Genomic DNA, 24,274 nt, shown 5'->3' on the forward strand with positions numbered 1-24,274 from the left:
GATTCAGTCGATGGCGGCCATCAGTTCAACCACCCGGTCCAGGAAGGCGTCCACCTGGCTTTCTTCGTAGCCGTCCTTGCCGACGGCGGGACGGAAGACTGCGCGGCGGACGTTGTCCACGCTGAGCGGCTTGTCCTCTTCCAGGTAACCGATCAGCTCACGGCAGAGCCGATCCACATCCACCGTGCTGTAGCTGCGGGCCTTGTTTTTGGACGGCCGGCGGAACCGCTCGCCGTCGGGCCTGTGCAGGCGGCCGCGGAGGATTCCGGACAGGTTCCCGATCTCGCGCAGCCAGGCTTCTTCGCCGCTGGCGGCAATCAGTTCATCCCGTTCACGACGGGCAAACGCATCTTCGAGCCTGTCCAATGCGGCATCCACCACGGCGGCAGAGTAACCGCCCTTGACGGGGTCGAAGGACACGGCGCGGACGTCTCCGCTTTTGACGACGTGGGTGGCGGCCTTCGGCGTTTCCAGTGACACGCGCGCCCGCTGGAGGAACTGGTCCACCTGCTTGGCGTTGTACCCGTATTCGCTGCGCGGCACGCGTTCAAAGGACGCGGGGATGTGCCGGTGAAAGTCCAATGCCACTATGTTTCCTTCAATGCTGTTCAGCCGGATCGGTTGGGTACCAGTCTAAGGGCGCCTCCGGGCCGGCATGGTTTTTCGAATTGGGGATTCCCGGTCAGGCGCCTGCCACCAGGACGTACAGGACGAAAGCCAGGGGACATGCAAAGACTATGGAATCAAGGCGATCCATAACACCGCCGTGGCCAGGAAGGATGCTGCTCATGTCCTTGATGCCCAGCTCGCGTTTGACCATGGATTCGGCGAGGTCCCCTGCCGTCGAGGCAGCCACCACGCCCACCGCCAGGACAAGGCCCACCCACCACGGTTTGTCCAGCAGGAAGATGCTGGCCAGCACACCGATCAGCATGGCGCCCGCAATGGAGCCGGCAAAACCCTCCCACGACTTCTTGGGGCTGATTTTCGGGGCCATGGGATGTTTGCCCAGTGATGCCCCCACCAAGTAGCCGAACGTGTCGTTGGAGACCACCAGAAGCAGCATGACGGCCACCTGCCAGGCGCCTTGGGGAACCGTGCCACCGGGCCACAGCCCCAGGGGCGTCACACCGCCAGCAGCGTGCAGCGGCAACGCGGCAAAGCTGATGAAAAACGGCACCCAGCCGAGGGTGAAGACGCCGGCGAAGATGCTGTTGGCCGAGCCGGCAGCACTTTCGATCGAACGCCACAGCAGCACGGCGATACAGCTCAGGAGCATGGCAAAGAGCAGGCTCTCGAGTCCACCGAAGTAGGCGACAAAAGGCATGGCCACCGTCCCCGTCATGACCGGAACAATGGGCATCCTGGTGCCGTTGGCCTCGAGGGCGCGGAAGATCTCCCACACTCCGAAGATCGCGAACGTAGTGGTTACCGCCACGAACCCCAAGGGAAGAAAGAGCAGCCCGCCCAGGACGGCAATCAGCATGGCCAGCCCCACAGCCGTGGCTGCCGGGAGGTTCCGCCCGGCTTTGGGGGTGGGGTTGGCCCGGGCAAGCCTGCCTTTCATGTGCGCCCGTTGTGCGGGAGCCTGCTCTGCCTGGCCCATCAGACTTCGAGCAGCTCTGCTTCCTTGCGCTTGAGCAGCTCGTCGATGCCGTCAACGTGGGCCTTGGTCAGGGCGTCGAGTTCCTTCTCGGCGCGGGTGCCTTCGTCTTCGCCGGCCTCGCCGTCCTTGACCAGCTTGTCCAGGGTTTCCTTGGCCTTGCGGCGGATGTTGCGAATGGAAACCTTGGCGTCCTCGCCCTTGGTTTTGACGATCTTGACGTATTCCTTGCGGCGCTCCTGTGTCAGGTCCGGGATGGTGATGCGGATGACGTTGCCGTCGTTGGACGGGTTGGCGCCCACCTCGGAGTCGCTCAGTGCGCGTTCGATGTCCCGGAGTGCGGTTTTGTCGAACGGGGTGATGAGGATGGTGCGCGCGTCCGGGATCGCGAAGGAGGCGAGCTGTTGCAGCGGCGTGGGTGAGCCGTAGTAGTCCACCAGGACCTTGTTGTAGAGGCCGGGGTTTGCCCTGCCGGTGCGGATCGAGGCGAAGTCTTCCTTGGCTACCTCAACGGCCTTGTCCATTTTCTCTTCGGCTTCGAGCAAGGTTTCTTCGATCACGGTCTCTCCTCAGAAATCAGTGCAGTCCGGGTGCCGGTTTCCTGCACAAGCTTGGTTCAGTGCTGCTGGTTCCATCGTGGGTCCCGCCAGCGGGGATGGATCTGTCCTGAAAACATCCTAGCCGTTGCTAGGCGGTCACCAGGGTGCCCAGCTTTTCGCCGAGGATGGCGCGCGTGACGTTGCCTTCGCCTTCCATACCAAAGACCACCATGGAGAGGTTATTGTCCTTGCACATGGTCATGGCCGTCTGGTCCATGACCCTGATGTCGCGGCGCAGGGCGTCGTCGTAGCTCAAGGTCTCCAGGCGCTCGGCCGCGGGGTCCTTCTTGGGGTCGGCGGTGTAGACGGCATCCACCCCGCTCTTGGCCATCAGCACCACATCCGCATGGACTTCGAGTGCCCGCTGGGCCGCCACCGTATCGGTGGAGAAGTAAGGGAGGCCTGCGCCCGCACCGAAAATGACCACGCGGCCCTTTTCCATGTGCCGGATGGCGCGGCGGGGAATATAGGCCTCAGCCACCTGGCCCATGGTGATGGCGCTTTGGACGCGCGTCTCAACGCCGGCCTGCTCCAGGAAGTCCTGCAGGGCCAGGCAGTTCATGACCGTGCCGAGCATGCCCATGTAGTCGGCCCGCGATCGGTCCATGCCGCTTTGGGACAGTTCCGCGCCGCGGAAGAAGTTACCGCCGCCGACGACGATGGCTACTTCCACGTCAGGGACCGCCGCTGCGATCTGCTTGGCGACGTCGCGGACGGTTTCGGGATCAACGCCCAGCTTTCCGCCGCCGAAGACCTCACCTGAGAGCTTCAGGAGGACGCGGCGCCTGCTCTTCTCCGACTCGTTGGACGTTTTGACGGCTTCCATGGGTGCCTTCCCGTTCGTGAACTCTGAAAAAAGGTTATCCTGCCGGGCGGCCAAAGGTCTCATCCGGCGTTTGGCCCGGCGCATGCAAAAGGGGCGGCCACCGAAGTGGCCACCCCCTTGCAGGTTCGACTAGGAGCCGACGCGGAAACGCGTGAAGGCAGTAGCCTTGACGCCGGCCTCTTCGAGGACCTGTGCCACGGACTTCTTGGCATCCTTGGCGAATGCCTGGTCAACCAGGACCTCGCCCTTGTAGAAGCCCGTAACGCGGCCTTCGACAATCTTGGTGAGGGCAGCTTCAGGCTTGCCTTCAGCCTTGGCAGTCTCTTCGGCGATGCGGCGCTCGGACTCAACCAGCTCGGACGGAACGTCCTCGCGGGTCAGGTAGTTCGGGGCCATGGCGGCAACGTGGACAGCGACGTCGTGTGCGGCGGTGGTGGCGGCTTCGCCTTCACCGTCGACAGCGAACAGGACGCCGACCTGGGCCGGGAGGTCCTTGGACGTCTTGTGCAGGTACGCGTCGACCGTTGCGCCCTCGATGCGGGAGATGCGGCGGACAACAACCTTTTCGCCCAGGACAGCGCCTTCTTCGACGACGACCTCGGACAGCGGCTTGCCATCGACGTCGGTGGCCAGCAGGGTGTCGAGGTCGGCTGCGCCGGACTCCACAGCCACGGCCAGGACCTTGTCGGCAAGCTGGATGAACTTGTCAGCCTTGGCAACGAAGTCGGTCTCGCAGTTGACCTCGATCATTACGCCGACGCCGTTGGTGACCTTCGCGGCAACCAGGCCTTCAGCGGTGGAGCGGCCTTCACGCTTGGTCGCGCCCTTGAGGCCCTTGATGCGGATGATCTCGATGGCCTTCTCGGCGTCACCGTTGGCTTCGTCAAGAGCCTTCTTGACATCCATCATGCCGGCGCCGGTGCGCTCGCGCAGAGCCTTGATATCAGCGGCAGTGTAGTTCGCCATGTGAACCCCTCTGTCTAGAAAATGTATGTGGTGTACGGACCGACAGGACAGCAGCCCACGAGAGTGGGCCGCCGTCCTGTCAGCAGTTCCGGTGCTGCTGGCAGCGCCGGTAATCCGGATTTACTTGTGTTACTTGTCGGCGTCGGCGGCGGGAGCCTCGGCAGCGGCCGGTGCTTCCTCAGCTGCGGGAGCCTCGGCAGTTGCCGGTGCTTCCGGGGCGGCCGGAGCGGCAGCCTCTTCAGCCTTGCTGCCTTCGAGGAGTTCGCGCTCCCACTCAGCCAGCGGCTCTTCCGGAGCCTCCGTGGTGCCGGTGGCGCGCTGGTTGCGGGCGATGAGGCCCTCAGCAACGGCGTCGGCGACAACGCGGGTCAGCAGGTTCACGGAGCGGATGGCGTCGTCGTTGCCCGGGATCGGGAAGTCGACTTCGTCCGGGTCGCAGTTGGTGTCCAGGATGGCCACAACCGGGATGTTCAGCTTCTTGGCTTCGTCAACAGCAAGGTGTTCCTTCTTGGTGTCCACGATCCAGAGCACGGAGGGTGCCTTGGTCAGGTTGCGGATACCGCCGAGGTTGGTCTCAAGCTTGGTGAGTTCGCGGCGAAGGAGCAGCAGTTCCTTCTTGGTGTATGCAGAGCCGGCGACGTCGTCGAAGTCGATCTCTTCCAGTTCCTTCATGCGCTGGATGCGCTTGGAGACGGTCTGGAAGTTGGTCAGCATACCGCCGAGCCAGCGCTGGTTCACGTAGGGCTGGCCAACGCGCGTAGCCTGCTCAGCAATTGCTTCCTGGGCCTGCTTCTTGGTGCCGACGAAGAGTACGGTGCCGCCGTGTGCAACGGTGGCCTTGACGAACTCGTAGGCGCGGTCGATGTAGGACAGCGACTGCTGGAGGTCAATGATGTAGATGCCATTGCGTTCCGTGAAGATGAATCGCTTCATCTTCGGGTTCCAACGGCGGGTCTGGTGTCCAAAGTGGACGCCGCTGTCAAGCAGCTGGCGCATAGTTACGACGGGCATGCCGGCGCTCCTTCCGGCAGGTCATTCATGAGAAGGCCCTGAAGCCCTCTTACCCTGCCAATAGTTGACGGTTGTTAGCGTAGTCCGGGACGGACCGTGCTCCTGGCATCCCTTGCACTTCCCATCAGGACCATGGGGCCCTGACCGCGGGAGGCACAAGCCTCCTCACACGAAGCCGGGGGCGACAGATGAGGAGGGCTGGATGCGCGTAGTCAGCTGCTGCTCCCCCGCACCTCTGAATGAGACGTGCTGACGCATAGCGGACACACGGATTTCCCGCTGACACGACAAACGTTGAGGGCACAGCAAACTGCTCCACCAAGTGTACTACAGGCACCCCGATCCTCCGGACATCGTGGAGGCCACCGCAGAGCGTTTTCCACATAGCCAAAGCGGTCCCTGCCGTAGGTTGAAATGCAGCGGCATGCTGGGCGGATGAAAGCTCCAGCATTGCTCGCCGCGGTCCTGCTGCTTCCGGCATCCATCGCGCCATCCGGAGAGGTTCTCACCGCAGGCCCGGCCTCCATTCCGGGAGGCCGGTTTCCGGTTCTTCCGGCATCTGCCGGACGAATGCCGGCCGAGCCGGCCTGGGAGTGGCCCCTCGCGCCAAGGCCCCGGGTGCTGCGCGCGTTTGATCCTCCGGACAAGCCATGGATGAGCGGGCATCGCGGGGTGGACCTCGGAGCCGCGCACGACGGCGTTCCGGTCACCACGCCCGAGTCGGGCACCGTCAGTTTTGTGGGCGTGGTGGTGGACCGGCCGGTGGTCACCATAGATCACGGGAACGGACTCCGCAGCAGTTTCGAACCCGTGGACAGCTCGCTGCGGGCCGGAGACGCGGTGGCCAAAGGGGACACGATCGGCACCCTGCTGCCGGGACACTGTGGCACCCGGCCGTGTGTCCATTGGGGCGTCCGGCGCGGGGAGGAATACCTCAATCCACTTCGCTTCGTTGTGGACCTCAGGCCATCCGTCCTGCTTCCCCTGGCCCCTGGCCAAGGAACGCCTTGAGGAGCCTGGGCCGCGTGGTCAGGAGTCGGGGCTTTGCCTTAGCCCGGGGTGAGGACGCAGAACTCGTTGCCCTCCGGGTCGGCGAGGCAGACCCAGGGCACATCGCCCTGGCCGAGGTCGGCCTCGGTGGCACCCAGGGCCCTCAGCCGGGCCACCTCCGCCGCTTGATCGTCACCGGAGTACGGCATCAGGTCGAGATGAACACGGTTCCACACCGTCTCCTCGCCGGTCGTACGAAGCAACTCCAAGTACGGCCCCACACCCTCGGCCGAACGCAGCCTCGCGTGGTCGTCGTTTACTTCGTGCAGGGTCCAGTCCGTAGCTTCTCTCCAAAACCGGGCCATGGCCCGCGGATCCGCGCAGTTGACCACCACCGTGGCGATCGGCCCGGTGTCCCGGTAGAGCTCCCGAGGCTCCAGCACGCAGAACACATTGCCCTCCGGGTCGGCCAGGACCTTCCACGGCACATCACCCTGACCAATATCCGCAGGCGTTGCGCCGAGTTCAAGCAGGCGCGAGACAAGCTCCTTCTGATGCGCCACCGAGGTGGTGGCGAGATCGATGTGAGTGCGGTACCTCACCGTCTCAGGGTCCGGGACTGTGACCACATCGACACAGACCGCGGCGGGGTCCGGCCAGGCGAAGCCCACAGGCTCCACATTGGTCACGCCGGGCCCCTCGCTGGAAACACCCCAGCCAAGCGCCTCCGCCCAAAACCGGCCGAGGGACGAATCATCCCGAGCCTTGAAATTCACCTGAACAAGTCGCAGTGCCATAACTCCCGATCCTAGTACCGAGGCAACCTGGCCCAGTTTCTGGCACCCTTGACTGCCGCCGAGCGTTGCCGGCCTGTTGAGCGGATGCCACAATGCGTAGGTGGGCGCAGTTACGGTGACGGGCCTCGAGATTACCTACCAGCGAGCAGGATCAGGGGAACCACTCATCCTTCTCCATGGCGGCTTTGGATTCGACAGCCGATCCTGGGGCCCGCAGCTCGACGGCCTCGATGACGAGTTTGACGTCATCGCTTGGGACGCTCCGGGCTGTGGAGGATCCGCGGATCCGCCTGAGTCCTTCTCCATGGATCACTACGCGGACAGCCTTGCCGAGTTCGTGAGGGCGATCGGCCTGACACGCCCGCACGTCCTTGGCCTTTCGTTCGGTGGCGCGCTCGCCCTGGCCCTCTATGCGCGACATCCCGCCCTGCCCAGGAGCCTGATCCTGGCCGGGGCGTACGCCGGGTGGGCCGGCTCCCTGCCGCCTGACGAGGTGCAGCGGCGAGTCCAGCGGATCAGCGAGGAAGTTGCCCAGCCACCCGAGGAATGGCTGCCGAAGTACCTGCCGGGCATGCTCACCGCGTCTGCCCCTCGAGAAATGGCCGAACAGACACTCGCGCTGATGTCCGATATCCATCCGCGTGCCAGTCTGACGATGCTCCGAGCCATGGCGGATGCCGATCTTCGAGGCATACTCCCTGCCATTGATGTCCCGACGCTGGTGCTTCATGGCGAACTCGACGAGCGATCGCCGCTGGCTGTCGGGAAAGAACTGCACACGAAGATCCCCGCATCGCAGTTCGTCGTACTCCCCGGCGTCGGGCACCTGAGCAACATAGAGGCCGCCGACGCCTTCAACCTCGCGGTAAGGACGTTCCTTCGTTCGCTCAGCGGGCCCACCAGGCTTTGACCGGCAGCCAGCCTGCTTCAGGCTTTGCCTGGCCGGAGCCTAGACGATTGCGGAAATGCCCGTGATGGCGCGTCCGGTTACCAGGGTATTGACCTCATGCGTGCCCTCGTACGAGTAGATGGCCTCCGCGTCTGCGAAGATCTTGGCCATCTCGAAGTCAGTGACGATCCCGTTTCCGCCCAGGAGGCTCCGCCCGATCCCTACGCTTTCGCGCATCCTGGCCGTCGTAAAGGCCTTGGCCAGCGCCGACTGCTCGTCCTTGGCCTGGCCGGCGTCCTCGAGCTGGGAGAGCCGGACCATCATGCCCAGGGAGCTGACGGCGTTCCCCAGGATCTGCACCAGCTGGCTCTGGACCAGCTGGAACGATGCCAGGGGGCGGCCGAACTGGTGGCGCTCCACGGCGTAGCGGCGGGCTACGTCAAAAGCGGCCAACTGCTGGCCAACGGCCTGCCAGGCAACACCGAGGCGGGTGACCTTGAGGACCTTGTTGGTGTCACGGAAGCTGTTGGCGTTGGCGAGCTTGAAGAAGTCCGGCACCACCACGCTGTCCAGGCTGATGTCGGCGTTCTGGACGGTGCGCAGCGAGATCTTGTTTTCGATCTTGGTGGCAGTGAAGCCGGGGAGCTTTGTATCCACCAGGAAGCCCTTGACCTGGTTGTCGGCGAGGTCCCGTGCGTAGATGACAACCCAGTCCGAAAAAGTAGCGTTGCCGATCCACCGCTTGGCGCCATTGAGGATCCACGAGTCGCCTTCGCGCCGGGCTGTGGTGCGGGTCCCTCCGGCCACGTCCGAACCACCCAGCGGCTCAGTCAGGCCGAAGGCCCCGATCTTCTTCAGCGAATAGATGTCGGGAAGCCAGGCATCCTGCTGTTCCTGAGAGGCCAGCGCCTCAATGGAACCGGTGAAGAGGCCATCGTGGACTCCCATAAACGTCGAGATGGAGGTGTCGGCCCGGGTGACTTCCGCGTGCATCAGGCCAGCGAAGAGATTGGAGTGCCCTTGGCGCCTGACCGGGCTGACCAAGTCGATCTCGGCCAGCCTGGGAATGAGTTCCATCGGGAATTCGCCCCTGTTCCAGCAGTCCACGGCGATCGGGCGGACTTCGCGGGCCAGGAAGTCCCGCACTTCCGCGAGCCGGTCCTGCTCCTTGCCGGTGAGGAGCTGTTCAAAAGCGAAAAAGTCACCGTCGGCGTAGGGAAGGTCGTTGATGTCAATGGATTTCCTGGACATGTTTTCCTCGCTGGGGATCAGTGCTGGCGGAAGGGCTCTTAGGGATGGATGTCCCCGGAGTAAGTTACTGGTGAGTAACATACCGCATTGTCGGCCTTAAACAAAAGAAACCGCGGCCTGATGTGGCCACGGCCCTTCGGCTGCATCCAGCCATGCCGCGCTCTCATGTAGATCATCATCAAAGAGCCCCGCGTAAGTATCCAGCGTAAGAACTGCTGTGGCATGGCCCGCTATCCGCTGCACAACGTCCACATTTGAGCCTACGCGGACATGCAGGCTAACAGCAGTGGGCAGGAGGTCATGCGGCGTCAAGGTAGGCAAGCCCTTTAGAGCGGCGCGAGGTGGCCGTCCAGTCAACCTGGGGAAAGCTGTTCACTCTGGCCCTGGTTCAGGTATTGCCCTGACCACCCGGGAGGAGTGCAATAGTACGAAGACACCACCGAGCGGGAGCCGCCATGATAGTCCGGGACACTTTTGTCATCCCAAGCTCAATATGGCTCGGTGCGACGTCATGAAAATGAAGGAGCATGCCGGTCTCATCTGGGGCCTTATAGGTGCAGCCATCGCAGTCTTGGGGACGATCAAGACGCTCCTGTCCATCTCGACCGGTGACGATTTCAGCCTGCAGAAGGCCGGCTTCTACGTGGGAGCCACTGCGGTGATCATTTACTTCGGCGCCTTTATGGCGATAATCGTCGCTGCCATTCTCCTTATGATCGCCAAGCTGATGGTAGGCGAAGAAAAGAGCGAGGGTGACTCCGTCATGTATCCAGTTCTGTGGGTCGCGGGAGCTGTGGGCCTGTGGTTCGCCGGGGCGATAGTGTTCTCAGACTGGCTGAAATACGAGGATACCGACGCTTTTGGCCAGGGCGCTTTTGCGCTTCTTGGCCTTGCGGCCCTAGCCGGAACAATTTACATGTGGCGCCAGAAGACGAAAACGGCGCAGACGGAACAGTAGGCCTCGCCCTGGGTGCGCACGCGCCTGCTTTAGCCTTACCCCACCCCACCTCTACTGGACGGCGGCATCGCTGGCGTGCAGACCTGCGCGTCGATTGCTTCCTGGTTTGCGTCCTACGGCTCGACAGTCTTTCTGTGCTGGAATACCGTGGCAGCAGAGCCAATCTTTGAGGTCTGGGTTCGCCCAGTGCTGCGGGAGCCGTGCCAGGCATGGGTGCAGGCGGCAGGCCCGTAACCGTGACCGCCGTCTCCGAAGGTGGCATCACGCCGCGGTCCCTGGACGGCGTCCGCTGGTCAACGACCTACCCGAAGGCCTGCCGTTCGGTGGCCTTCTCCTCGCAAGTCTCGGAGCAGAAGCCGCCGTCGAGTCGTGGCATGTGCCGGCAGTAGAGGCAAAGCGAACCGCGCTGCTCGAACCAGCGCGCAATGCGATGGACCACAGGCAGTTCGGTTGGGCTGGTGGCTGTATCGCCGACCAAGCCCGTCCGCCAAGGCGTCCCAGGGACGTGGCGGCCAGGTTTCATGACGCTCACGAGCGAAGTATATCCACGCGATGGACATTATTGACTTGACCGTCACGTAACAAAGCAGGTAGAACGCGCGCGCGCCCTTTTCACTTCTATGGGACGGGCGCCTTTGGTTGTTTGGTTAGGCCGTGCAGCCGACGGCGAAGGCTGCCAGGTCGCGTCCGTTGAAGTGGGAGGCGTCGCCGTGTTCTCCGCTGACAGTCATCGATGAAACGGTGAAGCCGGCTGTCGAGAGGTATGCCGCCAGAGAGTTGGCGTTCGAGGCGGCGGGGACCATGGTGTCACCGGGCGATGCGACGATCCGGTACTGAGTGTTCTTAGGTAGGGCCGCTAAGTGGGCGGCCGGGTTGCCAGACGATAGCAGCGCCCCCGCGTAGGCTTCCGCGATCTGCTTAGCCGAATTCTGCACGGATCCAACGGCACTGAGATCAACGACAGGGTCAACGCCGTACCAGCACGACGGCGAGGCGCCATCGATCAGGGTGTTGAGTGACGTCGTGGAACCCATCGACGCCGCGATGAACAATCTGACAGGCTGCCCGGACTTCTCTTGGGCCCACGCCATCAGCTCTTTCGTGTCCTGCACGGCGGCGGCGTTGCCCCATGCGTTGCGGTGGTAATCCGAAGATGCGATGGCCCAGCCCTGCGCCCGGATCGAGTTCAGCCATGAGGAGTTCATACGGCCGTTGGCGTCGCCACCCTGGCCGTGGAACCACAGTGCAGTACCAGCGGGGACGCCGCCTGTCGGCAGGTCAATGCGGACGGTCTGGCCGTTCAACCTCGCCATGACGGTCCGTTCGCCATCGGCGTTTGCGGGAAGGCCAGTCGTTATCGGCACGGCAACCGGGCCGCTCGGCGCCGAACCAGCAGGACCAGCGGGTCCCTCGGTCGCGACGGCTGTAGGAGCCGGCACGGCCACCGAGGCCTCCTTGGGCTTGTCGGATACAAACACCCAGGCGAGGACGCCGAGGACGGCGATGGCGAGCGCTGCCCGGATTCGATCAGTCGCGGTCACTCGACAACCATAGCGAAGAGGGATAGCCCCTAGCTCCCACTCGAACCAGCCCCAGCGCGGCCCCCATGGGCCGAGCACAAAAGCCGCTGTGACGCCCGGGGAGAGCTTCGCGCAAGATCGAGGGGCTACCCCCACATGAGCCACACGCGGCCTGCTGATAGCCTGCCGGCGCTCCTGCTGGCGGCGGATGTACGGCCGCCCACTGAGGGCCTTAGATAGGCAGTTGCGGCCGTGCGCCGTCAAGCCCCTTTTGACCACCTGCGCAGAACAGGCCTCCTTCCCTTTATTGCAAGGGAAGGAGGCCTTTAAGGTTGGTAGGGCTACTCGGACTTGAACCGAGGACCTTAGGATTATGAGTCCCGCGCTCTAACCAGCTGAGCTATAGCCCCGTGCGCCCCGCGGATCCGCGTCCGTGCGGACTTCGGATCCCGCGGGGCAAAAACACTCTAGCAAATCCACGGAATGCCTTTAGACCACCTTGTCTTCGAAGCCGGCTCCCCGGTAGAGATCTTCAAAGGTCTGCAGCGTTCCCTGCATGCTGTGCGGCTCCACCATTCGACGGCTGGCCCGGCCCATTTCAGCCAACTGGTCTGCCGGCAGCTGAAGGACCCGCTTGATCTTCGCAGCGAGGTCGTCGCTGTCGTTGGGCGTGAAGAGATACCCGTTCTCGCCATCCCGCACCAGGTGCGGCAAAGCCATGGCATCGGCAAGCAAGACCGGCGTGGATGCCGACATGGCTTCCAGGGTGACGAGCGACTGCAGTTCAGCAGTGCCGGGCATGCAGAACAGGTCAGCCTTGATGTACGCCTCACGGAGATCTTCGTCGCTGGCCAGGCCCAGGAACTTCACCCGGTCCCCCAGTCCCAGCCGTTCCACCTGTGCCTCCAACGCGGGACGTACTTCACCGCCGCCAATGACCTCCAGATGGACGTTCATTTCCGCCGGTGTCTTGGACACGGCATCAATCAGCACGTCCACGTGTTTTTCCTCGGCCAGCCGCCCCACGAACAGCAACGTGGGGTGCTCGTGGCGTTCGATGACTTCCCCCGGCTGCAGCTCATAAGCCGACGAATCGATGCCATTGGAGAGCGGCAGCACCTTGCGGAGGAAGGCATGCTGGTGCATCGCCTTGGCGGCCAGCGGCGTGGGCGTGGTGATGACGTCGGCCTGGCCCATGACCTTGCCCATGTCCTTCCAGGAGATCTTGCCAATGATGTCCTTGAACCACTGCGGGAACGGCAGGAAGGGATTGAGGTTTTCCGGCATGAAGTGGTTGGTTGCCACAACCCTCACGCCGCGCTTCACGGCTTCGTACAGGACGTGCTCGCCGATCATGTAGTGGCTCTGGATGTGCACTACATCGGGCTTCACCCGATCGAACAAGAGACTGATTTCCTTTTTGATTTCCCACGGAAAGCAGATGCGGAAGTACTCGTGGGTCCACACACCGTGCGAGCGGAGCCGGTGCACCGTAGCTTCAGAGCGGAATTCCGTGAAGCTCTTCCCGTTGTCCGCCCGGCACGCCAGGACATGCACGTCATGGCCCCGTCCGGTCATTCCCTTGGCCAGGCGGTAGCCGAAAGTGGCGGCACCGTTGATGTGGGGCGGATACGTGTCCGCGGCGATCAGGATGGTCAGGGGAGGCTGGTCAGCGGGCGTTGTCACGTGGAGAGCTCCTGATGGTCTCGGTGCCGGCAGCTGAGGCTGACAGCACCGGTTGGCCGCTGGCACGGTGGTGCCGGGCCTCTTAGTGAAAATGATCTAGTGGGACGCCCGACCCGCGGCCTTCCGCGCATCCTTCTTGCGCTTGGTGACCTCGGGGTGGTGCCTGGAAAGGGCGATCACCCCAACGATAGCAAGGGAAGCAGCCGTACCCATGGCAATCGCCATCACGGCGTGGACGTCCGGGCGGAGTTCACCAAGGATGACGATGCCGATCGCGATCCCCACAATCGGGTCGATGACAGTCAGTCCAGCGATGACCAGGTCAGGTGGTCCGCCGGAATAGGCGTTCTGGACAAAGTAGGAACCCAATCCACCGGCAGCCGCGATCGCCACGACGGAATACCACTGCACATTGAGCAGGACCAGCCCGTTGGGATCCAGCAGGTGCTTGCCGATGATCCGCGTCAGGACGGCCACGAAGCCGAACAGGACACCGGCACCCAGGATGTACACGAACGCGCTCATCCGGTGCCGGAACATGGCGGCCAGCGTACCGAAAACGCCCACCGCGAGGGTCAGCAACAGCACGATGGTGAGCTCGTCGTCGTAACTGACGTGATGGTTCTCCTGCGTGACGTTGACGGCAAGGAGGACAAACAGCGCCGACCCGGTGACACAGGCAGCGATGGCCACCCAGGTTGCCCTGTTGATGGTCAGGTCCTGGTCCCGGGCGTTGACCACTGTAGTAATCACCAGCGCAATAGCCCCGATCGGCTGCACCACGGTCAGCGGTGCGGAAACCAGGGCAACAGCGTTCATGCCCATCCCGGCGCAGAGCAGGAGCAGCCCGAGCACCCAGCGCGGGTTGCGAAGGAGCCGGAGGAAGCCGTTGGAACTCAGTGCCAGCCCGCCGGTATCGGCCTTGACGGCGCTTCCCTGCTTCTGGGCACCGATGGCCAGGAAGAATGCTCCAAGTACCGCGAGCAGAACGGCCACCCACACCATCAGGTGGTGCCGCCGTCGTGATGTGACTGCATTCTGCCCTTCCGCAGGATGGCCCAGAAGTAGTTATAGGCGGCAATCCAGTGCCCGGCCAGGCCGAGTCCCAGCACCACCCAGGCAGCAATATGCAGGGCACCGGCCAGCGGGACGTCCAGCCGCGACATGACCAGCATCGGGGTGCCGAGGAGCAGCAGCCCGGTGCGGATCTTGCCGATCCGGCTCACCGGAAGGTCCGGATGGCCGCCGAAAAAGGAAAGCGTCAGGACGAGCAGGACGGCGTCGGGAATGACCAGCGCGGCGAGGTAGAGCCAGTGCACGACGCCGGCGATCACCAGTGTGACTGCGACGGCGATCAGCGCCAGCCTGTCTGCGATCGGGTCCATGACCCGGCCCAGCCTGGATGCCTGGTCGAAGCGGCGTGCCACATAGCCATCCACCCAGTCGGTGCCCGCCATGACCACAAGGACCAGGACAGCCCACCCATACTCTTTCTGCGCGAGGACCAGCCAAATGAAGAGCGGGACGCCCATGAACCGCAGGACCGTGAGGGCGTTGGGCACGGTAAAAACAAGGTCGTGGTCAACCTGGGGGCGGCCCGGACGGGAGCCAGCACCGATGAACCTCATCCCGTCCCCCTTTCCTAAAGCATGATGTGCAGCAGAGCGTGTCGGTTACGGTTCTTTCAGCAGTTTGCGCAGCAGCACCACAAACACGGCCGCCGCGCCGGCAAAGGCGGCCAGCGGCTTCCACCGAAGGGCCGTTCCGCCGGTGCCTTCTGACAAACCGGAAATCTTCTGCGCGGCGACGTCCCGGCCGTGGTTCATCAGCGCCTGGCCCTCCCGCAGCTTCTGTTGGGCGGCGCCCACGAGGAAGCGTACCTGGGGCTTGATGTCCAGTTCGGTGTCCAACTCGTCGCGGACCTCGGTGAGGTGGCGACGGCGCTGGTCCAGCCGGCGGTGCAGCTCGGGTTCGGACGCGTGCGGGAATTCCTTCTCGTGCGTCTCGGCCTTGGCTTCCTTCTCGGCCTTGGCCTTCGCAGCAGCTTCGGCCTTGGCAGCCTTGGCGGCTTTTGCCTCCGGGCTCGCCGGATCGAGCAGCGCGGCGTTGAAGTCCGAGCCCTCCTTGGCAACGCCAAGGTCATGCTTGATCCCCCGGATGGTTTCCTCCGGTACCAGTGGCATGGCCTTCTTGAACTTCTGGAGCCCCACCAGGCCGCCCACCAGGGCGATCAGCAGGAACGCGGCGCTGACGAGAAGTGCCGCAAGCCACGCAGGCATGATGGTGGCCAGCCCCATGATGGCTGCAACGATCAGTCCCACCACGAGGAATGCCACAAAAATCAACGCAATGGCGAAGAACGCTGCGGCGACTCCCAGCTGGATGCCCTTGCGCTTGATCTCAATCTTGGCGAGGGCGATCTCGTCATTAAGCTGGCGGGGGGCCAAACGGAAAAGGAGTTTTAGCGTCTTGGGCAGCGCGGTGATGCGCAGGCCCTGGCTGGTCCGCCCGCTGTGACGTCCGCTCATCGGTTCCGCCTAACTGGTTGCATGGTCGATTCGGCTTCCGTGTACTGCCGGAGAGTGCAAGTGCACAGTCCCGCCCACAAAACTATCATTCAGGTTCAGGACGAACTTCGGGGCATGCGGAGCGGCGTGCCCTGCAACGCTGTAAATGTACGACGCTTCGGGCCTAGGATTGGTCTCCGTGACCATAACCGCCAATCCGGGCGATCTGCTGACCCGCCGCCGGAAACTCCTGTACATCCTCCTGCTCGGTGCTCTGACCGCCCTGGGACCCTTCACCATAGACCTGTACTTGCCGGCTTTCCCCGCGCTCGAGGCCAGCCTGGGTGTCACTGAGGCGCAGGTCCAGCTGACCCTTGCCGGAACCACCGTGGGCTTTGCCTTGGGCCAGTTGGTGGTGGGTCCCTTCAGCGACAGGTTTGGACGGCGTCTTCCACTGATTCTCGCCACTGCCCTGCACATCGCCGCCTCGGTGGGGGCAGCACTCTCCACGGACATCACCACACTGGGAATTTTCCGGGTACTGATGGGGGTCGGCGCTGCGGGTGGCGGGGTGGTAGCCATGGCTATGGTCCGGGACCTGTTCTCGGGCTACGCGATGGTGCGGATGTTCTCCCGGATGGCACTGGTGAACGGACTCGCGCCCATCCTGGCGCCCGTCATCGGCTCCCAACTGCTGCTGGTCATGCCGTGGCCCGGGATTTTTGTGTTCCTGGCCGGCTACGGCACTTTGGTGATCATTGCTGCGCTGTTCCTCGTGCGCGAGACGCTCCCGCCGGAAAAGCGTGGCCAATCCGGCTTGACGGCCGGCCAGCGCTACAAGGTCCTCTTCACGGACCGGATCTTCGTGGGGCTCCTTCTGGTGGGCGGCATGAACTTTGCCGGCCTGTTTACCTACTTGTCCGCTTCGCCGTTCCTCTTCCAGGACGTGTTTGGCTTCTCCCCCCAGCAGTATGGCCTGCTTTTCGGCATCAATTCGCTGGGTATCGTCGCTGGCGTCCAGACGAGTTCCCGGCTGATCAAGCGCGTGCCGCCACAGTGGATCCTGGCGTGCTCCACGGCCTGGATGTTCCTGATGTCCCTGCTGATCGTGCTGTTCGACCAGTTGGGAATGGGCTTGTGGGGGGTCATGGTGCCCCTCTGGTTCTACATCCTCGGCACAGGTTTTACTTTCCCGTGCGTGCAGGTCCTGGCACTGGCCAGCCATGGGGACAAGGCCGGGACGGCCGCTTCACTCCTGGGGGCCGCCACGTTCATGATGGCCGGACTCATCTCGCCCGTAGTGGGCTGGCTGGGGATTGAGACGGCCACGCCCATGGGCGCCGTGCAGGCGGCGTGCATCCTCCTGGCCATCGCCGCTCTTTGGCTGGTCGTCAGGCCCCGCACCGTTCCGTCCATCCACTGATGGCCGGCACCCCTGGCGACCGACGGCAGTAGGGTGGGACGATGACTCGCAAGCCACACCGCAACCGAAGGGGACTTTTCCTCGGGGCGGTGCTGGGCGCCGTCGGGGGCTACTTTGCCGGCAGGGCGCTGGGTAGTCCGGCCATAGGCATCATCCTGGGCATGCTGGCCGGATCGGCCCTGTTGTACCGCGTTAACCCGGGCCCCTGGAACCGCTCCTGACGTTCTTGGGGCGGCCCTGCAAAGCTCCACTGGGCCGTTCACTGCCCCGGGACACCCCCTGCCGCGCCGGAGCCTTGGCGGGATAAAATAAGTCCGTGCACAGCTGGCAGGCCCATCCGCCACTTCCGGCCACGTGGCAACGATGCGACACCGGCATATTGCCCCTGTGGTGGGACCGGTTGTGCGCCCAGACCGGTGAGCAGTCCGCGGCTCTCTACGCCGCGGGGCTTTTTACCGAAGACCGGCGCCGGCCCATCGCGCAGTGGTTTAACCCGGCTTTCAACGCGGCGCTGCTGGTAGCCCCCGAAACCTCCCCCGAATGGCCCGTGCAGCGCTTCGGCATCTTCTACGCTCCACCGGACTCCGGCTTCGCCCGCGTCCACTCCGCACCCCATGAATGGCACCCGCGCGAGCCCCGCAAGTCCCCCACCGAGCAGGAGGCCTTCCAGACTGCCATTGCCGAGGCAGAGCGCTTCCTGCAGGTGGAAATGGACTTCGTTTGAGTACCTTCCACAGGATGCAATGCCAGGTTTCTGTGCAAGCAAAAAAATCCCCGCCCTCACGAAGAGGGCGGGGATTTTGTGTTTGCTCCTCCTGCTGGACTTGAACCAGCAACCCTTCGATTAACAGTCGAATGCTCTGCCAATTGAGCTAAGGAGGAATGAAGCAGGTATGACATTAGCAAACGTTTCAGGCCTATGGGAAATCGGCGCCATTACAGGGAAGCAATACCCTCCCCGGGTATAGAAAAAGTCCCCGTTCCGGAAGCCCGGAACGGGGACTGAGCGCTCCTCCTGCTGGACTTGAACCAGCAACCCTTCGATTAACAGTCGAATGCTCTGCCAATTGAGCTAAGGAGGAATGAAGCGGGTACTAGCCTAGCAAACACCCCGCGCGGAAACGAAATTGAACCCCGGAGCCGGGCCTGCCACGATGGCGACGGCGTTGCCTACGCGTCCGAACGCAGCGCCCGGCGCTCCATTTCCAGCATCATCAGTTCCCTGTTCAGCCGCTGGAAATCCTCCCGGTCCGCGGCCGGATCCAGCCGCTGCAGCTGGCCCATTTTGTCCGCCTTCACCCGCGTGATCTGCAGCTCGAACAGCCTCGAAAGGATGTCCTTACAGTACTTTTGCACGGCTTCCTCGGTGCTCGCGGGCAACGGAACTACTGCGAGTTCGGACACGAGGGGCCGCAGGGGCTCCGGGACCTCGTGCATGACCTGCTCCACCCAGCGGACAGGGTCCCCGATGAGCCCGGACCCGGATGCCCGCATGGCATCATGAACCACTTGGAAGGCCGGTGTGACGAATCTCGCAGCCGAGAAACGCTCCCAGATGCCTCCGCCGAGCAGCGAGGGCTCCTGCAGCGCAACCTCGAGTGCCTGCCGCTCCATGGAAGCAACGGGATCCCGCGGGTCCGGACGGTGATAGGACGGAACAGCGCCCGACGCCGGTCCGGCAGCTACGCCGGGTCCGCCCGCCTGCGGCGTGGGAGCCGACGTGGGGGCAGCCGGGGCAGGACCGCCTCCCGGAGCGGCCGAGGGACCAGCGGCAGAACGCTTCATTGCTACCCCCACGGCGCGGCTGACGTCCTCCACCGACATGCCTAGCCAGCCGGCCAGTTCACGCGCGTACGCGGGCCGAATGCCGGCATCGCGGATCTGGGCCACCACCGGCGCGGACTCCCGCAGCGCGGCCACGCGGCCTTCCACGGTGTCCAGGTTATGCCGCTTCAGCGTGGCCCGGATGGCAAATTCAAACAGCGGCCGGCGGGTGTTGATAAGGTCCCGCACAGCGGCGTCACCCTTGGTCTGGCGCAGGTCACAGGGGTCGGCCCCCGTGGGCTCTACCGCCACGTAGGTCTGGGCCGTGAAGCGCTGGTCCTCCTCGAAAGCCCGCAGGGCAGCCTTCTGGCCGGCAGCGTCACCGTCGAAAGTGAAGATGACCTCTCCCCCGGTGCCGTCGTCGGACAGCAGGCGGCGGGCGATCTTGATGTGCTCGGTGCCGAACGCCGTGCCACAGGTGGCCACCGCCGTCGGGATTCCTGCGAGGTGGCAGGCCATCACGTCCGTGTAGCCTTCCACCACCACCAGTTGGCGGTCCTTGGCGATGTTCCGCTTGGCGAGGTCGATCCCGTAGAGCACCTGGGACTTCTTATAGAGCGTGGTTTCCGGGGTGTTCAGGTACTTGGGGCCTTGGTCGTCCTCGTAGAGCTTGCGGGCGCCGAAGCCGATGGTGTCCCCGGCTATGTCCCGGATGGGCCAGATGAGCCGCCCGCGGAAGCGGTCATATATACCGCGGTTGCCTTCCGAGAACATGCCCGTCAGCTTGAGTTCCTGGTCCGTGAACCCCCGCCCGCGGAGGTGCTTGAGCAGCGCGTCCCAGCCCTGCGGCGCATAACCGACGCCGAACTGTTCGGCGGCGGCGCGGTCAAAACCCCGGCCATGCAGGAAGCTTCGGCCCTCAGCCGCACCGGGAGTCAGCAGCTGGGCACGGAAGAATTCGTCGGCGATCTTGTGCGCATCGAGGAGCCGCTGGCGCTTGCCCACCTCTTCGCGGTTGGGCCCCGTGCCGCCATCCTCGTAGCGCAGTTCATAGCCGATGCGGGCGGCCAGCTTCTCCACGGCTTCCTGGAAGGAGGTGTGGTCCTGTTTCTGGACAAAGGCGATGACGTCGCCGTCTTCACCGCAGCCGAAGCAGTGGTACCTGCCCACCTGGGGGCGCACCGTGAACGACGGCGAGCGCTCGTCATGGAAAGGGCACAGGCCTTTGTAGGTTCCCAGCCCGGCACCCTTGAGCGTGACGTAGCCGTCAATCACTTCCTTGATGTCCGTGCGCTGGCGTACTTCGTCAATGTCTTCGCGTTTGATCAGGCCAGCCACAAAGCCATCCTAGTCCCGGCCGACAAACAGACTCGCGGTGCTGCCTCGGTCACCACAGAGACGGCAGGCTCCCCACTAGCCGTTCGTACATAGCCAGCGCCGAGCCGTCGGTCAGCGACGCCACCTGGTCGATGACCACCCTCAGCCGTGCGCCGTCGTCGGCCGCGTCCCGCCAGTCCGCCGCGAACATGGGTTCGAGGTGGCGGTCACCGGTGGCGCTCAGCGCCGTAACGAGGGAATGCAGCACCTCGCGCTGTCGCTCGTAGATCGGCTGGCGGTGTTCGGTGGTCATCACGAAAGTGGTGGCCAGGCCCTTCATCACGGCGATTTCCATCACCGTCTCGTCCGGGACCATCAGCTCGGCGTTGTACCGCGTCAGGTTTTCCGGTCCGTACAGGGCGCGGGTGGTCTCCAGGGCGCTCTGGCAGAATCGGCCGATCAGCTGGCTGGTCATGTTCTTCAGGGCGGCCATGGATTTGCGGCTGCCGTCGGCCTCGCGCACCCAGACATCGGTGGCTTCCAGCCGGGCGAGCGCGGCATCTATGGCGGCGGGGTCATTGTGCGGGAGGTACCACTGCTTGGCGTAGCCCACTACCCGGGCGCGGTGGTCCGGGTTGTCCATCCAGCGCAGCTGGAAGTGCCCGGCCACAATCGCGTCCTCAACATCGTGCACGGAGTACGAAATGTCGTCGGCCAGGTCCATGACCTGCGCTTCCAGGCAGGACCGGCGCACCGGCGCACCCTCCCGGAGCCAATTGAAAATGGGGAGGTCGTCCTCGTAGGCGCCAAACTTGCTGGTGCGCTGCCCATGGATCACCGGTGCGTCCAAGGCAGACCACGGATACTTCGCGGCGGCGTCCAGGCTGGCCCTGGTGAGGTTCAGGCCGGCCGGGCGGCCGTCCGTGGCCAGGACCTTGGGCTCGAGCCGGGTGAGCAGGCGGAGTGTCTGGGCATTGCCTTCGAACCCGCCAATGGCGTGCGCCACCTCATTCAGCGCGGACTCGCCGTTGTGACCGAAGGGCGGGTGGCCGAGGTCGTGGCTGAGGCAGGCGGTGTCCACCACGTCGGGGTCGCAGCCCAGTGCGCGGCCGAGTTCACGGCCAACCTGGGCGACTTCGAGGCTGTGGGTCAGGCGGGTCCTGACGAAGTCGTCCGTGTCAGGTGCCACCACCTGGGTTTTGGCGCCCAGGCGCCGCAGCGCCGATGAGTGCAGCACCCGGGCGCGGTCCCGCTCGAAGTCGGAGCGGTATGTGGTTTTGGGCGGTTCCTCCACCCAGCGGGCGGAATCGTGGGGTTCGTAGCCGGGGAGAACCGGTGCCGTGGTGCGGGTTTCAGCCACCGGAAACATCCAGTTCCGCAGCCGCGATGTCCTGGGACTGGGCATCGTTGAGCGCGCGGGATTCAAGCCAGTCCTTGGGCAGCGCCGGCTTTTTGGGTGATCCGGCACGGCCGCGCGGGCCTTCGGCGTCCACTCCGGGGTACGGCGAATCATGGTCCAGTTCAGCCAGTGTCTCGCGCAGCACCTGCAAGCTGGTCACCAGTGCCAGCCGCGTGCGCAGTTCCCCGCCCACCACATAGCCCTTGAAGTACCAGGCCATGTGCTTGCGGATCTCGCGCAGGGCCTTGCCCTCGTCGCCGAAGGTCTCCACCATCAGTTCCGCATGGCGGTACACTCCTTCAGCTACCTGGCGGAGGTTCGGCTTGTGCCTGGTATCACTGCCTTCGAACGCCGCCTGGAGGTCCCCGAAAAGCCAGGGCCGCCCCTGGCAGCCGCGACCCACCACCACGCCGTCAACCCCGGTCTCCCGGACCATGCGCACGGCGTCCTCGGCGGACCAGATATCTCCGTTGCCCAGCACAGGGATGTCCGGCAACGCCTCGCGGAGCCGCGCGATGGCGGTCCAGTCTGCCTGGCCGGAATAGAACTGAGCCGCGGTGCGGCCGTGGAGTGCGACGGCGGCGACGCCGGCATCGCGCGCGATCCGGCCGGCGTCGAGGTACGTCAGGTGGTCCTCGTCGATGCCCTTGCGCATCTTGATGGTCAGCGGGACGTTGCCTTTGGAAGCTTCCTTCACTGCGGTCTGCACGATCGAGGTGAAGAGGTCGATCTTCCAGGGCAGGGCCGAGCCGCCGCCGCGCCGGGTCACCTTCGGAACGGGGCAGCCGAAGTTCAGGTCGATGTGGTCCGCCCGGTCCTCTTCCACCAGCATTCGCACGGCGGCGCCCACGGTCACCGGGTCAACGCCGTACAGCTGTACCGAGCGGACCTTCTCGTCGTCGTCGTGCGAAATGATCCGCAGTGACTCGGGGGTGCGCTCCACGAGGGCGCGGGAGGTGACCATCTCCGCCACGTACATGCCGCCACCGTATTCACGGCACAAGCGTCGGAAAGCGGAGTTGGTAATGCCCGCCATGGGAGCCAGGATCACGGGGGTGTCCACTGTGATGGGACCCAGCTTCAGGGGCGGGAGTTCCAGCTTGGGGGCGGGAGGCGTTGCAGTAACAGTCACCTGTCCATTGTCGCAAAGCCGGGCAAATCGGGGCGGCACCTCCGCGCAGCCGCTGTCACCGCGGGCGTAGCGCGTTCCAGTCAGCGGCGGTCTGCCCGGCGGCCCCGCCGAGTTACTGCGGTCCCCGTCTCTGCCACGCGCGTTCTTGCCGGCCCCGCCTCAGCAGTCCGCGTTTCTCCAGCTATGGCCGCCGCGGCCGCGAGCGCCCCGGTATCGTCCACATCGTCCGGGCTGACACTGTGGACCGGGCCGCCGTCGTGGTCATGGCCGATACCGTGGTCCCCCGCACCGTGGCCGGACGGAAGACCGGTGTTGCGGATGCCCGTTGCCTTGACCACCAGCACGGCGATCAGGGTGGTCACGGGAATCGCGAGCACGAGGCCGATGGAGCCGACCAGGGTCCGGATGACTTCTTCGGAGAGCTCGGCACTGGTGAGGGTGTCTCCCAGCGGGCGGTCGTAAAGCATCACGATGATCAGGATGGGCAGGGCTGCCCCGGCGTAGGCGAAGGCAATGGTGTAGACGGTGGAGGCGATGTGGTCGCGTCCAATCCTCATGGCGGAGGTAAAGAGCTTCCGTGCGCTGGTGGCGGGCGCAAGTTCGTACAGTTCCCAGACTGCCGAGGACTGTGTGATGGTGACATCGTTCAGGACACCCAGGCCCGAGATGATGAGGCCGCACAGAATCACCCCGGAGATGGAAATGTTGGCCGACGTGTTGACCAGCGTGGCGGCGTCGTGGTTTCCCACGCCGGCGAGGTTTGCGGCGTCGGTGGCCCAAGCTGCCAGCAGCGCCGTGATGGCGAGGCCGAAGATCGTGCCCAGCAACGCCGTCGACGTCCGTGCCGAAAAGCCGTGGGCGAAATACAGGACCCCGATCATGATCACCGTGGAACCGACCAATGCCAGCAACAGCGGCGGTTTGCCCTCTACGAGGCCCGGAAGCATAAAGCTGACCAGCACAAAGTAGGCACCCACCAGTCCGATCAAGGCGCGGAGCCCTCGCCACCTGGCTACCGCGATCACCACCACCGCATAGAGCAGGGCGAGGAGCACAATGGGGAGGGTCCGAACGAAGTCAACGAAGATGTAGGCCGGCGAACCCTGCCCCGCGGATGCCCCTTGGGCGTTGGACAGGTTGAGGTAGCGGATCTGGTCCCCCGGCTTCACGCCGTGGGATTCGGCGACGTCGGGGTTGATGACCACCTTGACGGGGCTGCCTCCCTGGTCCGGTTCAGTGAAGGCGAACGTACAGTCTGAGCCTTGGCTGCCCGAACCGGCCTGGCCCGAATTCGGCTGGCCGGCATCCTGTCCGCCGGCGTCCGCCGGGTTTTGCGCCACGGAGCCCTGCATGCAGGGCTCCACCACCACGCTCTGGATTTTGCCGGTGTCGAACGTCACACCCGGCGCGGCCGAATACGGGTTTGCCAGCGAAATGCCTTCCTTGCTGCCGGACGGCCACAGCATGGCCATCGCGGCGAGGGTCAGCAGGGTGAGCGGCACCAGGATGGCAGCGAGGATGTAGTTCGCTTTCCTCCGGGCAGCAATCGCTTGAGCCGTCGGCTCCGAATGACGTTGTGAAACGTGGGTGTGACCGGAACCCATCAGCAGTTGAACCTCATACCTTGAACTCTACG

At 64.2% G+C, this 24,274-nt stretch carries 24 protein-coding genes and 3 tRNA genes; 6 read left to right on the top strand and 21 right to left on the bottom strand.

The window, feature by feature from the left end; genetic code table 11:
* Positions 1-3: 3 nt before the first annotated feature.
* The 6 genes from ACFC25_RS14565 to rpsB form a co-directional block, all read right to left on the bottom strand.
* On the bottom strand, positions 4-588 hold the full coding sequence (locus tag ACFC25_RS14565) for a DivIVA domain-containing protein (RefSeq protein WP_337347565.1): 585 nt from the start codon (positions 586-588) through the stop codon (positions 4-6).
* Positions 589-682: 94 nt separating this feature from the next.
* On the bottom strand, positions 683-1,606 hold the full coding sequence (locus tag ACFC25_RS14570) for a phosphatidate cytidylyltransferase (RefSeq protein WP_337347564.1): 924 nt from the start codon (positions 1,604-1,606) through the stop codon (positions 683-685).
* Positions 1,606-2,163, bottom strand: a complete 558-nt coding sequence (gene frr / locus ACFC25_RS14575; protein ID WP_337347563.1) for a ribosome recycling factor — start codon at positions 2,161-2,163, stop codon at positions 1,606-1,608. Before frr ends, ACFC25_RS14570 begins: the two co-directional genes overlap by 1 nt.
* A gap of 127 nt (positions 2,164-2,290) precedes the next feature.
* A complete protein-coding gene (pyrH, locus tag ACFC25_RS14580) occupies positions 2,291-3,028 on the bottom strand; it encodes a UMP kinase (RefSeq protein ID WP_337347562.1) in 738 nt (245 codons plus the stop codon).
* Between the two features lie 129 nt (positions 3,029-3,157).
* Positions 3,158-3,994: a translation elongation factor Ts gene (tsf, locus tag ACFC25_RS14585; RefSeq protein ID WP_337347561.1), complete on the bottom strand. Its 837-nt coding sequence runs from the start codon at positions 3,992-3,994 to the stop codon at positions 3,158-3,160.
* Between the two features lie 129 nt (positions 3,995-4,123).
* The gene (rpsB, locus tag ACFC25_RS14590) at positions 4,124-5,005 is read right to left on the bottom strand and encodes a 30S ribosomal protein S2 (RefSeq protein ID WP_337347560.1); all 882 of its coding nucleotides are present in this window, start codon (positions 5,003-5,005) and stop codon (positions 4,124-4,126) included.
* A 435-nt stretch (positions 5,006-5,440) separates the two neighbouring features.
* Between rpsB and ACFC25_RS14595 the strand changes: the two genes are divergently transcribed.
* Positions 5,441-6,016, top strand: coding sequence for a M23 family metallopeptidase (locus tag ACFC25_RS14595; RefSeq protein ID WP_376046307.1), 576 nt, complete (start codon positions 5,441-5,443; stop codon positions 6,014-6,016).
* A 38-nt stretch (positions 6,017-6,054) separates the two neighbouring features.
* On the opposite strand, the gene ACFC25_RS14600 is transcribed toward ACFC25_RS14595, so the two are convergent.
* The gene (locus ACFC25_RS14600) at positions 6,055-6,792 is read right to left on the bottom strand and encodes a VOC family protein (RefSeq protein ID WP_376046310.1); all 738 of its coding nucleotides are present in this window, start codon (positions 6,790-6,792) and stop codon (positions 6,055-6,057) included.
* Positions 6,793-6,892: 100 nt separating this feature from the next.
* On the opposite strand from ACFC25_RS14600, the gene ACFC25_RS14605 reads away from it, so the two are divergent.
* Positions 6,893-7,702, top strand: coding sequence for an alpha/beta fold hydrolase (locus ACFC25_RS14605; RefSeq protein ID WP_376046313.1), 810 nt, complete (start codon positions 6,893-6,895; stop codon positions 7,700-7,702).
* 39 nt (positions 7,703-7,741) lie between these two features.
* Here ACFC25_RS14605 and ACFC25_RS14610 read toward each other — a convergent pair whose 3' ends face one another.
* The gene (locus tag ACFC25_RS14610; RefSeq protein WP_376046315.1) at positions 7,742-8,932 is read right to left on the bottom strand and encodes an acyl-CoA dehydrogenase family protein; all 1,191 of its coding nucleotides are present in this window, start codon (positions 8,930-8,932) and stop codon (positions 7,742-7,744) included.
* 511 nt (positions 8,933-9,443) lie between these two features.
* Here ACFC25_RS14610 and ACFC25_RS14615 point away from each other — a divergent pair.
* Complete coding sequence (locus ACFC25_RS14615; protein WP_376046318.1) at positions 9,444-9,890, top strand: hypothetical protein; 447 nt, start codon at positions 9,444-9,446, stop codon at positions 9,888-9,890.
* A 301-nt stretch (positions 9,891-10,191) separates the two neighbouring features.
* On the opposite strand, the gene ACFC25_RS14620 is transcribed toward ACFC25_RS14615, so the two are convergent.
* The 7 genes from ACFC25_RS14620 to ACFC25_RS14650 all read right to left on the bottom strand — a co-directional run bounded on the left by ACFC25_RS14620 (position 10,192) and on the right by ACFC25_RS14650 (position 15,624).
* Entirely contained in the window at positions 10,192-10,422 is a 231-nt protein-coding gene (locus ACFC25_RS14620; protein WP_337347554.1) for a hypothetical protein, read from the bottom strand.
* Positions 10,423-10,537: 115 nt separating this feature from the next.
* Positions 10,538-11,431 (bottom strand): hypothetical protein, encoded by an 894-nt coding sequence (locus ACFC25_RS14625; protein ID WP_376046321.1) that lies wholly within the window; start codon positions 11,429-11,431, stop codon positions 10,538-10,540.
* Between the two features lie 312 nt (positions 11,432-11,743).
* Positions 11,744-11,820, bottom strand: a tRNA-Ile gene (locus tag ACFC25_RS14630).
* Positions 11,821-11,899: 79 nt separating this feature from the next.
* On the bottom strand, positions 11,900-13,096 hold the full coding sequence (locus tag ACFC25_RS14635; RefSeq protein ID WP_337347546.1) for a glycosyltransferase: 1,197 nt from the start codon (positions 13,094-13,096) through the stop codon (positions 11,900-11,902).
* A gap of 96 nt (positions 13,097-13,192) precedes the next feature.
* Positions 13,193-14,101: a DMT family transporter gene (locus ACFC25_RS14640; protein ID WP_337347545.1), complete on the bottom strand. Its 909-nt coding sequence runs from the start codon at positions 14,099-14,101 to the stop codon at positions 13,193-13,195.
* Complete coding sequence (locus tag ACFC25_RS14645) at positions 14,101-14,724, bottom strand: CDP-alcohol phosphatidyltransferase family protein (protein WP_337347544.1); 624 nt, start codon at positions 14,722-14,724, stop codon at positions 14,101-14,103. The genes ACFC25_RS14640 and ACFC25_RS14645 overlap by 1 nt, the downstream gene beginning before the upstream one ends.
* A gap of 45 nt (positions 14,725-14,769) precedes the next feature.
* Positions 14,770-15,624 (bottom strand): phage holin family protein, encoded by an 855-nt coding sequence (locus tag ACFC25_RS14650; RefSeq protein WP_376046326.1) that lies wholly within the window; start codon positions 15,622-15,624, stop codon positions 14,770-14,772.
* Between the two features lie 145 nt (positions 15,625-15,769).
* Here ACFC25_RS14650 and ACFC25_RS14655 point away from each other — a divergent pair, with 145 nt between their 5' ends.
* The 3 genes from ACFC25_RS14655 (at position 15,770) to ACFC25_RS14665 (ending at position 17,750) form a co-directional block, all read left to right on the top strand.
* Positions 15,770-17,026, top strand: coding sequence for a multidrug effflux MFS transporter (locus tag ACFC25_RS14655; RefSeq protein WP_376046329.1), 1,257 nt, complete (start codon positions 15,770-15,772; stop codon positions 17,024-17,026).
* Between the two features lie 41 nt (positions 17,027-17,067).
* A complete protein-coding gene (locus tag ACFC25_RS14660; RefSeq protein WP_376046332.1) occupies positions 17,068-17,247 on the top strand; it encodes a hypothetical protein in 180 nt (59 codons plus the stop codon).
* A 95-nt stretch (positions 17,248-17,342) separates the two neighbouring features.
* Positions 17,343-17,750 carry a hypothetical protein gene (locus ACFC25_RS14665; protein ID WP_376046335.1) on the top strand — a complete coding sequence of 136 codons (408 nt, stop codon included), beginning with the start codon at positions 17,343-17,345 and terminating at the stop codon, positions 17,748-17,750.
* An 85-nt stretch (positions 17,751-17,835) separates the two neighbouring features.
* Here ACFC25_RS14665 and ACFC25_RS14670 read toward each other — a convergent pair.
* The 6 genes from ACFC25_RS14670 to ACFC25_RS14695 all read right to left on the bottom strand — a co-directional run bounded on the left by ACFC25_RS14670 (position 17,836) and on the right by ACFC25_RS14695 (position 24,242).
* Positions 17,836-17,908 (bottom strand) — tRNA-Asn (locus ACFC25_RS14670).
* Between the two features lie 127 nt (positions 17,909-18,035).
* Positions 18,036-18,108 (bottom strand) — tRNA-Asn (locus ACFC25_RS14675).
* A gap of 88 nt (positions 18,109-18,196) precedes the next feature.
* Positions 18,197-20,128: a DNA primase gene (dnaG, locus tag ACFC25_RS14680; RefSeq protein WP_337347539.1), complete on the bottom strand. Its 1,932-nt coding sequence runs from the start codon at positions 20,126-20,128 to the stop codon at positions 18,197-18,199.
* A gap of 49 nt (positions 20,129-20,177) precedes the next feature.
* Positions 20,178-21,476 carry a deoxyguanosinetriphosphate triphosphohydrolase gene (locus ACFC25_RS14685; protein ID WP_337347688.1) on the bottom strand — a complete coding sequence of 433 codons (1,299 nt, stop codon included), beginning with the start codon at positions 21,474-21,476 and terminating at the stop codon, positions 20,178-20,180.
* Positions 21,460-22,638 (bottom strand): tRNA dihydrouridine synthase DusB, encoded by a 1,179-nt coding sequence (dusB, locus tag ACFC25_RS14690; protein WP_337347538.1) that lies wholly within the window; start codon positions 22,636-22,638, stop codon positions 21,460-21,462. The genes ACFC25_RS14685 and dusB overlap by 17 nt, the downstream gene beginning before the upstream one ends.
* An 80-nt stretch (positions 22,639-22,718) precedes the next feature.
* A complete protein-coding gene (locus ACFC25_RS14695; RefSeq protein WP_376046339.1) occupies positions 22,719-24,242 on the bottom strand; it encodes a YibE/F family protein in 1,524 nt (507 codons plus the stop codon).
* Between the last annotated feature and the right edge of the window lie 32 nt (positions 24,243-24,274).

This window comes from Pseudarthrobacter sp. NPDC055928, from assembly GCF_042270935.1.
Classification (GTDB): domain Bacteria; phylum Actinomycetota; class Actinomycetes; order Actinomycetales; family Micrococcaceae; genus Arthrobacter.

What these genes read in the sequence shown, in the direction of transcription:
- ACFC25_RS14570 (WP_337347564.1), bottom strand. Translation starts at nt 1,606, where the DNA reads ATGGGCCAGGCAGAGCAGGCTCCCGCACAACGGGCGCACATGAAAGGC.
- pyrH (WP_337347562.1), bottom strand. Translation starts at nt 3,028, where the DNA reads ATGGAAGCCGTCAAAACGTCCAACGAGTCGGAGAAGAGCAGGCGCCGC.
- tsf (WP_337347561.1), bottom strand. Translation starts at nt 3,994, where the DNA reads ATGGCGAACTACACTGCCGCTGATATCAAGGCTCTGCGCGAGCGCACC.
- rpsB (WP_337347560.1), bottom strand. Translation starts at nt 5,005, where the DNA reads ATGCCCGTCGTAACTATGCGCCAGCTGCTTGACAGCGGCGTCCACTTT.
- ACFC25_RS14595 (WP_376046307.1), top strand. Translation starts at nt 5,441, where the DNA reads ATGAAAGCTCCAGCATTGCTCGCCGCGGTCCTGCTGCTTCCGGCATCC.
- ACFC25_RS14600 (WP_376046310.1), bottom strand. Translation starts at nt 6,792, where the DNA reads ATGGCACTGCGACTTGTTCAGGTGAATTTCAAGGCTCGGGATGATTCG.
- ACFC25_RS14610 (WP_376046315.1), bottom strand. Translation starts at nt 8,932, where the DNA reads ATGTCCAGGAAATCCATTGACATCAACGACCTTCCCTACGCCGACGGT.
- ACFC25_RS14615 (WP_376046318.1), top strand. Translation starts at nt 9,444, where the DNA reads ATGAAAATGAAGGAGCATGCCGGTCTCATCTGGGGCCTTATAGGTGCA.
- ACFC25_RS14640 (WP_337347545.1), bottom strand. Translation starts at nt 14,101, where the DNA reads ATGGTGTGGGTGGCCGTTCTGCTCGCGGTACTTGGAGCATTCTTCCTG.
- ACFC25_RS14645 (WP_337347544.1), bottom strand. Translation starts at nt 14,724, where the DNA reads ATGAGGTTCATCGGTGCTGGCTCCCGTCCGGGCCGCCCCCAGGTTGAC.
- ACFC25_RS14650 (WP_376046326.1), bottom strand. Translation starts at nt 15,624, where the DNA reads ATGAGCGGACGTCACAGCGGGCGGACCAGCCAGGGCCTGCGCATCACC.
- ACFC25_RS14655 (WP_376046329.1), top strand. Translation starts at nt 15,770, where the DNA reads ATGTACGACGCTTCGGGCCTAGGATTGGTCTCCGTGACCATAACCGCC.
- ACFC25_RS14660 (WP_376046332.1), top strand. Translation starts at nt 17,068, where the DNA reads ATGACTCGCAAGCCACACCGCAACCGAAGGGGACTTTTCCTCGGGGCG.
- ACFC25_RS14685 (WP_337347688.1), bottom strand. Translation starts at nt 21,476, where the DNA reads ATGTTTCCGGTGGCTGAAACCCGCACCACGGCACCGGTTCTCCCCGGC.
- ACFC25_RS14695 (WP_376046339.1), bottom strand. Translation starts at nt 24,242, where the DNA reads ATGGGTTCCGGTCACACCCACGTTTCACAACGTCATTCGGAGCCGACG.